Annotated in this window: 10 protein-coding genes; 3 read left to right on the top strand and 7 right to left on the bottom strand. The window is 72.2% G+C overall.

The window, feature by feature from the left end; translation table 11 throughout:
* Positions 1-57: 57 nt before the first annotated feature.
* Positions 58-1,875 carry an aspartate--tRNA ligase gene (aspS, locus tag ADK52_RS00235; RefSeq protein ID WP_053687767.1) on the top strand — a complete coding sequence of 606 codons (1,818 nt, stop codon included), beginning with the start codon at positions 58-60 and terminating at the stop codon, positions 1,873-1,875.
* A 76-nt stretch (positions 1,876-1,951) separates the two neighbouring features.
* Here the strand turns inward: aspS and ADK52_RS39190 are convergent, their stop codons facing one another.
* Positions 1,952-3,559, bottom strand: a complete 1,608-nt coding sequence (locus ADK52_RS39190; protein WP_063783734.1) for a VWA domain-containing protein — start codon at positions 3,557-3,559, stop codon at positions 1,952-1,954.
* Positions 3,560-3,913: 354 nt separating this feature from the next.
* On the opposite strand from ADK52_RS39190, the gene ADK52_RS00225 reads away from it, so the two are divergent.
* Positions 3,914-6,007, top strand: coding sequence for a PhoX family protein (locus tag ADK52_RS00225; protein WP_053687766.1), 2,094 nt, complete (start codon positions 3,914-3,916; stop codon positions 6,005-6,007).
* Between the two features lie 116 nt (positions 6,008-6,123).
* Here ADK52_RS00225 and ADK52_RS00220 read toward each other — a convergent pair whose 3' ends face one another.
* The 4 genes from ADK52_RS00220 to ADK52_RS00205 form a co-directional block, all read right to left on the bottom strand.
* The gene (locus ADK52_RS00220; RefSeq protein ID WP_053687765.1) at positions 6,124-7,437 is read right to left on the bottom strand and encodes a sensor histidine kinase; all 1,314 of its coding nucleotides are present in this window, start codon (positions 7,435-7,437) and stop codon (positions 6,124-6,126) included.
* Positions 7,438-7,452: 15 nt separating this feature from the next.
* Positions 7,453-8,175 (bottom strand): hypothetical protein, encoded by a 723-nt coding sequence (locus ADK52_RS00215; RefSeq protein ID WP_063783733.1) that lies wholly within the window; start codon positions 8,173-8,175, stop codon positions 7,453-7,455.
* A 144-nt stretch (positions 8,176-8,319) separates the two neighbouring features.
* A complete protein-coding gene (locus tag ADK52_RS00210) occupies positions 8,320-10,317 on the bottom strand; it encodes an FUSC family protein (protein WP_078987745.1) in 1,998 nt (665 codons plus the stop codon).
* A gap of 120 nt (positions 10,318-10,437) precedes the next feature.
* On the bottom strand, positions 10,438-11,265 hold the full coding sequence (locus ADK52_RS00205) for a hypothetical protein (RefSeq protein ID WP_053687764.1): 828 nt from the start codon (positions 11,263-11,265) through the stop codon (positions 10,438-10,440).
* Positions 11,266-11,412: 147 nt separating this feature from the next.
* On the opposite strand from ADK52_RS00205, the gene ADK52_RS00200 reads away from it, so the two are divergent.
* Positions 11,413-11,817 carry a hypothetical protein gene (locus ADK52_RS00200; RefSeq protein WP_053687763.1) on the top strand — a complete coding sequence of 135 codons (405 nt, stop codon included), beginning with the start codon at positions 11,413-11,415 and terminating at the stop codon, positions 11,815-11,817.
* A gap of 79 nt (positions 11,818-11,896) precedes the next feature.
* On the opposite strand, the gene ADK52_RS42065 is transcribed toward ADK52_RS00200, so the two are convergent.
* Positions 11,897-12,067: a hypothetical protein gene (locus ADK52_RS42065; RefSeq protein ID WP_159045819.1), complete on the bottom strand. Its 171-nt coding sequence runs from the start codon at positions 12,065-12,067 to the stop codon at positions 11,897-11,899.
* A gap of 58 nt (positions 12,068-12,125) precedes the next feature.
* The gene (locus tag ADK52_RS00195; protein ID WP_053687762.1) at positions 12,126-12,500 is read right to left on the bottom strand and encodes a hypothetical protein; all 375 of its coding nucleotides are present in this window, start codon (positions 12,498-12,500) and stop codon (positions 12,126-12,128) included.
* Between the last annotated feature and the right edge of the window lie 32 nt (positions 12,501-12,532).

Below are 12,532 nucleotides of genomic sequence, written 5' to 3'. Positions count from 1 at the left end.
GACGGTAACCTTGTGAGGGTTGAATCCACCCTGGTATCGCGAAGAACTGGATGACTGATGCATCGGTACAGGTCCCACACCTGCGGCGAGCTCCGCGCCTCTGACGTCAACTCCGACGTCCGGCTGAGCGGCTGGCTGCACAACCGTCGAGACCTGGGCGGCATCCTCTTCATCGATCTGCGCGACCACTACGGCATCACGCAGCTCGTCGCCCGCCCCGGCACCGCCGCGGCCGCCGTCCTGGACAAGCTCTCCAAGGAGACCGTCGTCCGCGTCGACGGCAAGGTCGTCTCGCGCGGCGCCGAGAACGTCAACGCCGACCTCCCCACCGGCGAGATCGAGATCGAGGCCGTCGAGGTCGAGGTGCTCGGCGCGGCCGCCCCGCTGCCCTTCACGATCAACACCGACGACGGTGTGAACGAGGAGCGGCGCCTGGAGTACCGCTTCCTCGACCTGCGCCGCGAGCGCATGCACCGCAACATCATGCTGCGCTCGGCCGTCATCGCGGCGATCCGCTCCAAGATGGTGGCCCTCGGCTTCAACGAGATGGCGACCCCGATCCTCACCGCGACCTCCCCCGAGGGCGCGCGCGACTTCGTCGTCCCGTCCCGCCTGAACCCGGGCAAGTTCTACGCCCTGCCGCAGGCCCCGCAGCAGTTCAAGCAGCTGCTGATGATCTCGGGCTTCGACCGGTACTTCCAGATCGCGCCGTGCTTCCGCGACGAGGACGCCCGCGCCGACCGCTCGCCGGGCGAGTTCTACCAGCTCGACGTCGAGATGTCGTTCGTCGAGCAGGAGGACGTCTTCCAGCCGATCGAGCGCCTGATGACCGAGCTCTTCACCGAGTTCGGCAACGGCCGCGAGGTCACCTCGCCGTTCCCGCGGATCCCCTTCCGCGAGTCGATGCTGAAGTACGGCAACGACAAGCCCGACCTGCGCGCCAAGCTGGAGCTCGTCGACATCACCGACGTCTTCGAGGGCTCGGAGTTCAAGGCGTTCGCCGGCAAGCACGTGCGTGCGCTGGCCGTCCCGGACACCGCCGCGCAGCCGCGCAAGTTCTTCGACGGTCTCGGCGAGTACGCGATCTCGCTGGGCGCCAAGGGCCTGGCGTGGGTCCGCGTGGGCGAGGACGGTGCGCTGACCGGCCCCATCGCCAAGTTCCTCACCGAGGAGAACGTCAAGGTCCTCACCGAGCGCCTGGGCCTGGTCCCCGGCCACGCCGTGTTCTTCGGCGCGGGCGAGTTCGAAGAGGTCTCCAAGATCATGGGCCCGGTCCGGGTCGAGGCCGCCAAGCGCGCCGGCCAGTTCGAGGAGAACGTCTTCCGGTTCTGCTGGATCGTCGACTTCCCGATGTACGAGAAGGACGAGGAGACCGGCAAGATCGACTTCTCGCACAACCCCTTCTCCATGCCGCAGGGCGGCATGAAGGACCTGGAGGAGAAGGACCCGCTCGACATCCTGGCCTGGCAGTACGACATCGTCTGCAACGGCATCGAGCTGTCCTCCGGCGCCATCCGCAACCACGAGCCCGAGGTCATGCTGAAGGCCTTCGAGATCGCCGGTTACGAGGCCGAGACCGTCGAGCGCGAGTTCGCCGGCATGCTGCGCGCGTTCCGCCTCGGCGCCCCGCCGCACGGCGGCATCGCGCCGGGCGTCGACCGCATCGTGATGCTGCTCGCCGACGAGCCGAACATCCGCGAGACCATCGCCTTCCCGCTGAACGGCAACGCGCAGGACCTGATGATGGGCGCGCCCACGGTCCTGGAGGAGTCCCGCCTGCGCGAGCTGAACATCGCGCTGCGCAAGCCGGTCGAGACGAAGGCGGCCGACGCCAAGCCGATCGCGGAGGCCGTCCACCCGGACGCCGCGCGGTAATCGCCCGTACGCACGACGAGGGGCCCGGGATCCGATGGATCCCGGGCCCCTCGTCGTGGGTGGGCGGCTACAGGGCTCAGAAGCTCTGGAGCAGCCCCTTGGCCAGTGCGGCGGACGTCAGCTCGGCGGGGGCCGGGCCGGCGTGGAAGAAGCCGGCGTTCTCGGCGTCCAGCTTGCGCAGGAAGTCGAAGGCCTTGGCGTCGTGGTCGCCGAAGGCGACGAACTGCCAGTACACGCCGGGTGCCGAGGACGCGGCGTCGGCCAGGGCCTGCTTGGCGGGCCGGACGCTGTCGGGGGCGCCGTCGGTCTGGAACACGACGAGGGCGGGGTGGTCGCCGCCGTCCTTCTGGTGGCGCTCGAGGACCTGCTCCACGGCGCGGTGGTAGCTGGTGCGGCCCATGTGCCCGAGTTCGGCGTGCCGGGTCTCGACCCAGGTGCCGTCGTGGGTGTCCAGGGTCAGGTCGGCGGTGCCGTCCACGTCCGTGGAGAAGAACACGGTGTGCACGGTCGCCTCGCCGTCGAGGTGCGCGGCGAGGGCGAGGGCGTGGTCCGCGAGGTGCTGGGCGCTGCCGTCCTTGTAGAACGGGCGCATCGACCCGGACCGGTCCAGGACCAGGTACACCTTGGCCCGCGCGCCGGCCTTGCCCTTGCCCCGGAGCACCTGCCCGGCGGCCTTGTAGGCGGCGGCCACCCCGGGAGCAGTCCGCTTCACGTCGGCGAGCGCGTGGGCCGGCCCCTCGGGCTCGGCCGCGGGGGCTTCGGCTTCGGCGGCGACGACCTCGAGCTCGGGCTCGGGCTCGGGCTCGGGCTCGACGACGACGTCGGCGACCTCGGCCACCGGCTCGGCCTCGACCTCGGCGAGGACCTCGGCCACCGGCTCGGCCTCGGCGAGGACCTCGGCCACCGGCTCGGCCTCGGCGAGGACCTCGGCCACCGGCTCGGCCTCGACCTCGGCGACGACCTCGGCCACCGGCTCGACCTCGACGACCTCGGCGACGGGCTCTGCCTCGGCCTCGACGACTTCGGTGACGGCCTCCGCCTCTGCCTCGATGATCTCGGCAACGGGCTCAGCCTCGACAACCTCGGCTACCGGCTCCGCCTCGGCCTCGACGACGTCGGCGACAGGTTCTGCCTCGACGACCTCGACGACCTCGACCTCGGCTACCGGCTCTGCCTCGACGACCGGCTCCGCCACCGTCTCGGCCTCGGTGACGACCTCGGCTGAGGGCTCTGCCACGGCCACGGCCTCAACGGAGGCGGCGACCTCGGCCTCGGCTTCAACGGAGGCGGCGACGGCGGTCACAGGCTCCGCCTCGGGCTCCACGACGGCCTCGGGTTCGGCCTCGGCCGCGACGGCCTCCGCCACTACCTCGGCCTCGGGCTCCGCCACGACCTCGGCGACCGGCTCGGCGACCGGCGCCGTCGCAGGCGCCTCGGGCGCCTCGGGCGCCTCGGGCGTCACCGTCTCGGCCGCCGCAGCCTCCTGCTGGGGGCGCCGCGCCTGCTCCGGGACCGTGGGGTCCGGGGCGGTGGCGGTGAGAAGGGTCCCCGGTTCACGGTCCCGCGGGGCGGACTGTGGGGGAACCGTCGGATTGTCGAAGGAGGCGGCGACCAGCTCGGCCGCCACGTCCAGGGGGGTCCGTTCCGCCTGGCTCGGGACGGCGGCCGAAGTGGCGTCCGTCATCTCCGGAACCGGCTCGGCAGACCGTCCGAACACCTTGCGCAACAAGCTCCGAATACCCATGGGCCAGGCCTTTCGCATGAGTGCGTGCGTCATTTGTCCGTGCTGCGCGGTTGATCCCTGCCCAGAGTGGACACGTAAGGTTATCGGCCGCTTGGCTGGAACTTCGGCAGGGGCGCCCTTCGTGGCGCCCGGCCCACCCAGCACACACCCCATCTTGCCGAACTCCCGCACCGACGTGCCCGGTTCACCGGGCGTTCATTCCAGCGCCGCCGCTTCGGCGCAACCCGCGCCTACCGTCACGGCTTGGATTCAACCGACACGCTGTCGGCACCCGTGCATCTACGGAGGAAACTCGTGCGCAAGCTTCTGCCGCTCATAGGCAACTCGCATGGGGGCGGCCGTTCCGCCCTCACCTGCCGCTACCGCTGCGGCGACGCCTGCTTCCACGAGGTGCCGAACAAGAGCGACAACGAGTACGTGGGCGACGTCATCGCCCGCGCCTACTCGCGCCGCTCGATGCTGCGCTCTGCCGCCGTCGTCACGGTCGCGTCCGCCGCCGGTACCGCGATCACCCTCGGCAGCAACGGCTCCTCGGCCACCGCCGCCCCCGCCGCCGAAGCCCAGGGCGCCGCGGCCGACGCCGCGGGAGCCCGCGGTCTGCGCTTCAAGGCCATCGCGCCGAACACGGACGACCGGGTCACCGTCCCCGAGGGCTACGAGCAGAACGTGGTCATCCGCTGGGGCGAGCCCATCGTCAAGGGTGCTCCGGGGTTCAACGCCGACAAGCAGACCGCCGCCGCCCAGGCCGGTCAGTTCGGCTACAACAACGACTTCCTCTCGCTGCTCCCGCTCGGCGGTGACTACGAGCGCCAGCAGCTCCTCGTGGCCAACCACGAGTACACCGACGAGATCCTCATGTTCAAGGGCTACGACCCGGCGAACCCGACCCGCGAGCAGGTCGAGATCGCCTGGGCCGCGCACGGCCTCGGCGTCGTCGTCGTCCAGGAGGACCACCGCAGCGGCAAGCTGACCGCGGTCAACCGCCACCAGCTCAACCGCCGCCTCACCGCGACCAGCGAGTTCAAGCTCACCGGCCCGGCCGCGGGCAGCGCCCTGGTGAAGACCTCCGTCGACGCGACCGGCACCAAGGTCCTGGGCACGCTCAACAACTGCTCCGGCGGCACCACCCCGTGGGGCACCACGCTGCACGGCGAGGAGAACTTCAACCAGTACTTCGCCAACGCCGGCCAGGTCACCGACGCGACCGAGGCCGCCCGCCTGAAGCGCTACGGCGTCACCGCCGGCGCCACCGAGCGCAAGTGGGAGCGCTTCGACAAGCGCTTCGACGTGCTCCAGGAGCCCAACGAGTCGCACCGCTTCGGCTGGGTCGTCGAGCTCGACCCGTACGACCCGCACTCCACCCCGCGCAAGCGCACCGCGCTGGGCCGTTTCAAGCACGAGGGCGCCCAGCCCCGCCTGACCGAGGACGGCCGCCCGGTCGTCTACATGGGCGACGACGAGAAGTTCGACTACTTCTACAAGTTCGTCTCGTCGAAGCGGATGAAGAAGGGCGACTCGCGCACGGCGAAGGAGCACAACCTCACGCTGCTCGACGAGGGCACCCTCTACGTCGCCAAGCTGACCGGCGACACCCCGGCCGCCGAGATCGACGGCACCGGCAAGCTCCCCTCCGACGGCCAGTTCGACGGCTCCGGCGTGTGGATCAAGCTCCTCACCTCCTCCCCTTCCGGCAACGTCTCGCACGTCGAGGGCATGACCGCCGAAGAGGTGGCCGTCTTCACGCGCGAGGCCGGCGACAAGGTGGGCGCCACCAAGATGGACCGCCCCGAGGACATCGAGCCCTCGCCGCGCACCGGTCGCGTGTACGTCGTCCTCACCAACAACAGCGACCGCGGCAAGGCGGGCAAGGCCGGTGCGGACGAGGCCAACCCGCGCAACCTGAACAAGCACGGCCAGATCCTGGAGCTCGCCGAGAACTTCGACGACCCGGCCGGTGACGGCTTCGCCTGGCGCCTGTTCCTGGTCGCCGGTGACCCGAAGGACCCGTCCACCTTCTTCGCCGGCTTCCCGAAGGAGAAGGTCAGCCCGATCTCCTGCCCGGACAACGTGACCTTCGACCCGCACGGCAACCTGTGGATCTCGACGGACGGCAACCAGCTCGGCTCCCACGACGGCCTGTTCGGCGTCGCCACCGCCGGTGAGCGCCGCGGTGAGCTGAAGCAGTTCCTGACCGTCCCCCGCGGCGCCGAGACCTGCGGCCCGCTGGTCCAGGACAAGCGCGTCCTGGTCGCCGTCCAGCACCCGGGCGAGATCGACGGCGCGTCCGTCGAGAAGCCCCAGTCGGTGTGGCCCGACGGCCCCGGCAAGATCGTCCGCCCGGCGGTCGTGTCCGTCTGGCGCAAGGACGGCAAGAACATCGGCGTCTGATCGGGCCGATGGGCACGGTCAGTTGACCGGTTGAATCCACCGAGGCGGTGGATGTTTCACGTGAAACATCCACCGCCTACGGGCATTTAGGGCATAACATATTTTATTGGCCATGGTCAGTATGCGTCCGTCAGGCGTCCGACCGGGAGCCTGAGCGTGGTCATCGCCCCGCCGTCGGGTGCGTTGGCGAAGCCCAGGGTGATCTCCAGGACCGCCGCCTGGCCGACCACGATGGTCAGGCCCAGCCCGTGGCCCCGGCCGCGGCCCGGATCCCCGGTGCGGAACCGCTGCGGGCCCTGCTCGATCAGCTCGGGCGGGTAGCCGGGCCCGTGGTCGCGTACGACCACCACCGGGCCCTCGACGGTCACCTCGACCGGCGGTTCCCCGTGCTTGTCGGCGTTGACCAGCAGGTTGGCCAGGATCCGGTCCAGCCGCCGCCGGTCGGTGAGCACCACCACGTCCCGGACGACCCGTACGGAGGCCTCCAGGCGGGTCGCAGCGACGGCCCGCCGCACCGCCTCGCCGAGTTCCACCCGGGCCAGGTCGGCGCGCTCGACACCCGACTCCAGCCGGGAGATCTCCAGCAGGTCCTCGGTGAGCAGGTGCAGCGCCTTGAGCCGGTCGTTGATCATCTCCTTGGGGCGTCCCTCCGGCAGCAGGGACGCCGCGGCCAGCGAGCCGGTGAGGGGGGTGCGCAGCTCGTGCGCGACGTCCGCGGTGAAGCGCTTCTCCGCCTCGATCCGCTCCTGGAGGGAGCGGGCCATCGTGTCGAGCGCCTGCGCGACGTCCCGCACCTCGTCGCGGTAGCGCGGCGGGCGCCGGCTGCCGTCCTCGGCGGAGCCGTCCGTGCGCTCCGCCCCGTGGCTGCCGTCCCCGCCGTCCTGTTCGGCGGGGAACCCCACGCGCGCGTCCAGGTCTCCGGCGCTGATCCGGCGGGCCACGGCGGCCGTGGTCGTCAGCCGGCGGCTGATCCGGTTGGCGAGGAAGAGGCCAGCCAGGGCCACGACTCCGGCGGCGAGTGCGGCGGAGGCGAGGATCGCGGTGTCGATGTCCCGCAGCCGGTGGCGGGTGCTCTCGTACGGGAGCCAGACGGCGAGGGCCTTGTCGTCGGCGGGCCCGGCGGCCCACATGACGGGTTTGCCGACGTGTTCCCCGACCATGCTGCCGGTGCCTCCCCGCGCCACGAGTTTGCGCAGCGGCTCGGGGAGATCGGGCGGGTCCACGGCGACGTTCACGTCACCGTGGGAGGTGCCGTACTGGTACTGGGCGAGGGCGTCGTCCAGGTCCCGGTCCACGTCCTTGCGGACCTCCCCGACGATCTGCCGGGCGACCACGTTGTGCACGAGGATCCCGAGGACCGCCGCGACGGCGCAGCACACGGCCGTGGTGGTCAGGGCGATCTTCCAGCGCAGACTGCTCGTCACCCGCACGGCGGCCCGGCCCCCTCAGACCCGGCTCGGGGAGACGCACGGGGTGGAGCTGTCCTTCGTGCCGGGGCACTCGTCGAGGGTGAGCTGGGACAGGTTCATGATCCCGGCCTTGGGGTCCCACACGTAGTCGGAGACGGAGACCTTCTCCGGGTTCGAGGTCGGCTCGCGGACCGCCAGGTGTTCGGCGGCCACCTCCACGCCCTCCAGCACCCCGCGCCGGGACAGGATCCGGGCGATCGATCCGTCGTCCCGGACGGTGTAGACGCGCAGTTCGCTGACCCTGCCGTCGATGTCGAGGGCGGTGATCAGCTCGTCGCGGCCGTTGCCCGTCACGTCGTGCAGCACCGCGGGCCGCACCGGGCAGTCCGGACCTCCGTCCACAGCCTGTGTACACAGCGCGAGCCGCTGCACCGCCCGGGGGTCGACGAGGCGCCCGGTCCCGCCGTCCTGGGCGGTGGCGGCCTTGATGTCGGCCCGTACGACCTCCACCGCGTTCACGCCCCGCATGCTGAGGCCGGCGACCTTGGGCAGCCCCGGGACCACGGCGGCCGTACCCGGCTCCTGCCCCGGGCCGGGCGGGTCCGGGTGGATGTCCGCCCACAGGGACTGCGGGGCGTGCACCGTGCCCAGGTCGCCGTCGTCGCGCAGCCCGTCCACATCGGCACACCCGGCCGCCGCCGCGAGGACGGCGGCGAGGACCGGGGCCGCTGCGCGGCCGCGCCGGGAGAGGGGCCTCATGCACCGATGCTCTCCCGCCCGGGTCGCGCGGGCCCGGCCCCGGGGCCATCCGGGTGACGCGAGCGACCCGGGCTCCTGGCCCCTGACCGCCCGCTGCCCCCTGCCCGCTGCCCCCTGCCCCTGGCCCCGGCGGCCGGTCCCGTGTCAGTGCTCGTCGGCGGCGATCGCGCGGGCCGCGGCGAGCTCGTGGCGCACCGGGGCCAGGACGGAGGTCTCGTCCCCGGGCGGCAGCGCCGCGGGGTGCAGCTGGGTCGGCGTCCGGACCCTGCGCACCCCCTCGGCGAGGGCCCGCAGATCGGCGATGACGATCTCCACTTCCTCGGCGCGGGGGGCTTTCGCTCCGTGGTTGACCCGGACCCGGGCGGCGGTGGTCGCGTCCACGATCCGCTCGACGGCGACGACCAGCGGCCACCAGGCCGCCGCGCGCTCCCCCGTCGGGGGCGGCTCCGTCAGAGCCCGCTGGAACTCGTTGCGTACGCCCGACATCTCGCGGTAGATCCGCCGCCGGGCATGGAGCCGCGCGGTCCGCGCCGCCCGCTGCCCGGCCTCCGTGTCGGGATGGGATCCGAAGGCCCGTTCCACGTACCGGGCCGCGTCGTCCACGGTGTCGGCGAGCCGGTCGCCGATCCGCGTGTGCCAGCTCTCGGGCCACAGCAGGTACCCGGCGATCAGGGTGATGGCGCAGCCGATGAGGCTGTCCAGCAGCCGGGGCCGGATCAGGTCGAAGCCCTGGTGGTTGAGGAGGTCCGAGAGCAGCAGGATCACCGGGGTGATCGCGGCGGTCTGGAAGGCGTACCCCTTGGTGGAGAACACGGGGATCAGCGCGGCGAGCACCATCATCACCGGTACGTCCCACCAGCCGCGCGGTACCTCGGCGAGCACGGCGGCGGCGATGACCAGCCCGGCCGCCGTGCCCAGGGCGCGCAGCACGGCCCGGGAGAACACCGAGCCGAAGTCGGGCTTGAGGACGAAGGTGACGGTCAGCGCGACCCAGTAGGACCGTTCGACCGGCACCACGGAGACCAGTGTCTGGGCGAGTCCGATGCACAGGGCGAGGCGCAGCCCGTACCGCCAGGAGGCGCTGGACAGCACCATGTCGCGCACGGCCCGCCGGGCGCGGACCGTCAGCGCGGCCGGCCGGCCGAGCCGGTCGTCGACGTTGTGCAGGTCCGGATCGGGCAGGTACACGATGGCCGCGGCGTGCCGCAGTGCCGCGTCGAGGGCCCGTTCGGCGGGGGTGCCCGGCGCGGGCAGTTCCAGTACGGGCTTTCCGGTGCTGCCGCGTTCCACGGCCTGTGCCAGGTCCCGTACGGCCGCCGGGATCTCGGGCGGCAGCGCCCTGCCCCGCAGGTGCATGGCGGGGGCGGCCTCCACCAGCGGGATCACCACGTTCAGCTGGGCCAGCATCCGGACGAGCGCGGGACTGCGGCCGTGCACCCGGGCGCGGCGGCCCAGGATCAGGTCGTAGGCCTGGTTCAAGGCGTGCGTGACCTGTCGGCGGCGCTCGTCGTAGTCCGGTCCGCCCGCGGCTTCCAGTGCGTCGGCGAGCGCCCGGTAGGTGGCCGCCACGGCGACGCGCTCCGGCTGCCGCCCGCGCAGCGGCCAGCCCAGCAGGGTCAGCAGCAGGACGAACAGCCCGCCGACGCTGAGCAGCAGCGGGGCGGTCCACCAGGGCTGGGGCAGCGGCAGGCCGGCGCCGACCACGGCGTTGAGGAGCAGCAGCAGCCCGGACACGGACGCGACCGTGCCGATCGAGGAGATCATCCCGGAGACGAGGGCGATCAGGGTGAGGACGCCGACGGCGAGCCAGCCGTGGCCGAAGACCAAGGTGCCCAGGGCGACTCCGACCGCGCCGAAGAGCTGCGGCACGGCGATGTTCAGGAGCCGCATCCGGTAGGCGTCGGCGGTGTCGCCGATGACCCCCGACAGGGCGCCCATCGAGACGAGCGCCCCGTACTCGGGCTCGTTCAGGGCGAAGCCGACGGCGAGCGGGACGGCCATCGCGACCGCGGCACGCGCGGCGGCGGCCCAGGGGACGGGGGCGGTGCTCGGCCGCAGTCCCTTGAGCAGCCAGGCGGGCGGAGCCAGCGGACGGTGCCTGGGGCGCCCGGAGGGTATCTGTTCGGTGCGTTCGGTGCTCATTCAGCTTCCGTGCGGCCGCTCGTGAATCGGTTCTTCTGCGCTGTTCCGGGGTCTTGCGTTCTTCTTGGGTTCTTCTCGTCTTCTTCTGGGGCGTTCTGCGCGCGCCGGTACGTTCCGAGCTTATGGGGTACGGCGTAGCCGGCCCGTCAGCCAGGCGGCGAGTGCGGCGGCGAGCCCGATCGCCAGCACCACCCAGGCGGTGGTGCGCAGGAACGCGGTGAGCGCGTCGTACACCGCCGCGGCGGCCGCCCGGTCGACGTCCGCCGGCAGATCGTCGAGGGTGAGCCGGCGGCAGACGGCCACCGCGATCCACAGCAGTACCGCGCCGACGGCGATCCCCAGTCCGGTGGCGATCACGGCGCGGCGCCGGTGGACGGCGACGGCGATCGCCGTCGCGGCGAGCACCACGGTCAGCACGGGGAGCCAGACGCCGGCGATCTGCAGCATGCGGAAGCCCTTCCGGAGCGCGCCGAGGTTGTCGTACTCCATGACCTTCACCGATACGTGCGTCACCGGGATCCGGTCGGCGAACGGCACGCCGTCGGCGACGAGGTCACCCTTGACCTGCGCGATCACGGGCGCGAGATCGATGGAGACGGCGTCGCCGTCACCGGTGGTGAGCGCCTTGAGGAAAGCGGCGTGCGCGGCGCGGTTGGCCGCGTCCCAGGCGGTGCGGTAGGCCGGGGTGCCGGTGAAGGAGCGCAGGGCCTCGCCGAGCAGGGCGTCGACCCCGCCCTGGAAGGGCCCGGCGTCGATCTGCCCGGCGAGGGCGCGGCCCGCCTGGCTGACGACGACGTTCTGGACGGCCGGGTCATCGGCCAGCGGGGACATCGCCGCTGTGTACCGGTCGGCGTCGCCCAGCTCGTGGTCCGCCCAGTACGCGACGGCGCCGGCGGGTACGAGGAGGGCCACCAGCACGATGAGTACCGCCGAGAGGAAGGTGCGCACGTCACCAGGGAAAGCCGCGGCGGCGAGCGGCGCGAGCGGTGTTGCTGCGGGTGGGTGGCGGACGGGTGCCGGGTGCTGATCCACTGATCCACTTGCCGGTCGGGAGTGGCGGGTGTGCCCTGGATGATGGGAGAGAGGAGCCCTGTCATGGCACATGCGGCACCCACCGCCCCGAGGCGGCACTGGCAGGCGACCGGTACGGACGACATGATCAAGGGCCAGCTGACGCGCGCGCTGCTCCTCGGACTGGTCTACGGCGTCTGGGCGGCCTTCATGAGGCGCGACACGGGCGGGGTCGACACGGGAAACGTGTTCTACGGCATCCTGTGCGGCGCCGTCTTCGCCGGCATCATGTTCACCCTTGCCCGCGTCGGCCCGCGGCTGATGAGGGAGTTGCACGCCGCGGCGTACGGCGCGTTCGGCGGGATCGCGGTGGGCTATCTGTACAGCCTGGCCGACCACTCCATCCTCCGCTCGTGCTGGGTCGGCTTCATCACCGGCATCGGCATCGGGCTGGCGGCGTTCTACCGCTACTACACGCGCGAGCCCTGAGCCGGCAGCGCGACAGACGGCCCGGAGCGCGACCGGCGCCGGTCCCGCACGGGACCGGCGCCTGCCCGTGCCGGGCGGCTCAGCCCTCGGACGGGGCCTCGGAGCCGTTGACCGGGGCGGTCGCCGTGGCTGCCGCAGGGCTGTCCTCGCCATCGGTTCCACGGATCGGCGGCTTGGGCGCCGTCGGGGTGTAGCGGGTGACCTCGGCGCGGAGCATGGCGTTCAGGGCGGCGTACGGGTCGATGGGCATGCCGGAACCTCACGGTGTTCGGGGGGTGTGTGGGGGTGTGCGCTGCTGCTCGGCCCGCTCAGCAGCGCAGGACCACACTCCGCTCCGTCCACGCGGACAGCATCGGGCCGTCCGTCCCGTAGGCCTCGGCGCGTACGGCTTGACCGGCGTGTTTCACGTGAAACACCGGACGCGGCAGCCGGCGCACTCCCGGCAGCCCGCGCACGACGAGCCGTACGGCGACGCGTACTTCGGGATCCGCGGCCGGATCGGACTCCCCCTCGGCGGGGGCACCCGGCTCGCCCGGCGCGCCGGAGGCGGTGCGTTCGACCGAGGCGGCCGCCGCTGCGGCCGTCGTGACGGCGGGACCGGACGCGAACAGGCACAGCAGCACGACACAGGCCGTCGAAAGGGCCCTGGCCAGTGCCGTGCGCGCGTACCGCGTCCCGCTCATGCGAGGGGTCTGCCCCGACACGCCGGACCACT

The organism is Streptomyces sp. WM6372 (assembly GCF_001279655.1).
In the GTDB taxonomy this organism is placed as follows: Bacteria; Actinomycetota; Actinomycetes; order Streptomycetales; family Streptomycetaceae; genus Streptomyces.
Note: the sequence above shows the minus strand (reverse complement) of the source record. Positions and strands in the feature narration are given on the sequence as shown.

Coding starts and splice junctions, on each gene's coding strand:
- aspS (WP_053687767.1), top strand. CDS start 58: ATGCATCGGTACAGGTCCCACACCTGCGGCGAGCTCCGCGCCTCTGAC.
- ADK52_RS39190 (WP_063783734.1), bottom strand. CDS start 3,559: ATGACGGACGCCACTTCGGCCGCCGTCCCGAGCCAGGCGGAACGGACC.
- ADK52_RS00215 (WP_063783733.1), bottom strand. CDS start 8,175: ATGAGGCCCCTCTCCCGGCGCGGCCGCGCAGCGGCCCCGGTCCTCGCC.
- ADK52_RS00210 (WP_078987745.1), bottom strand. CDS start 10,317: ATGAGCACCGAACGCACCGAACAGATACCCTCCGGGCGCCCCAGGCAC.
- ADK52_RS00200 (WP_053687763.1), top strand. CDS start 11,413: ATGGCACATGCGGCACCCACCGCCCCGAGGCGGCACTGGCAGGCGACC.
- ADK52_RS42065 (WP_159045819.1), bottom strand. CDS start 12,067: ATGCCCATCGACCCGTACGCCGCCCTGAACGCCATGCTCCGCGCCGAG.
- ADK52_RS00195 (WP_053687762.1), bottom strand. CDS start 12,500: ATGAGCGGGACGCGGTACGCGCGCACGGCACTGGCCAGGGCCCTTTCG.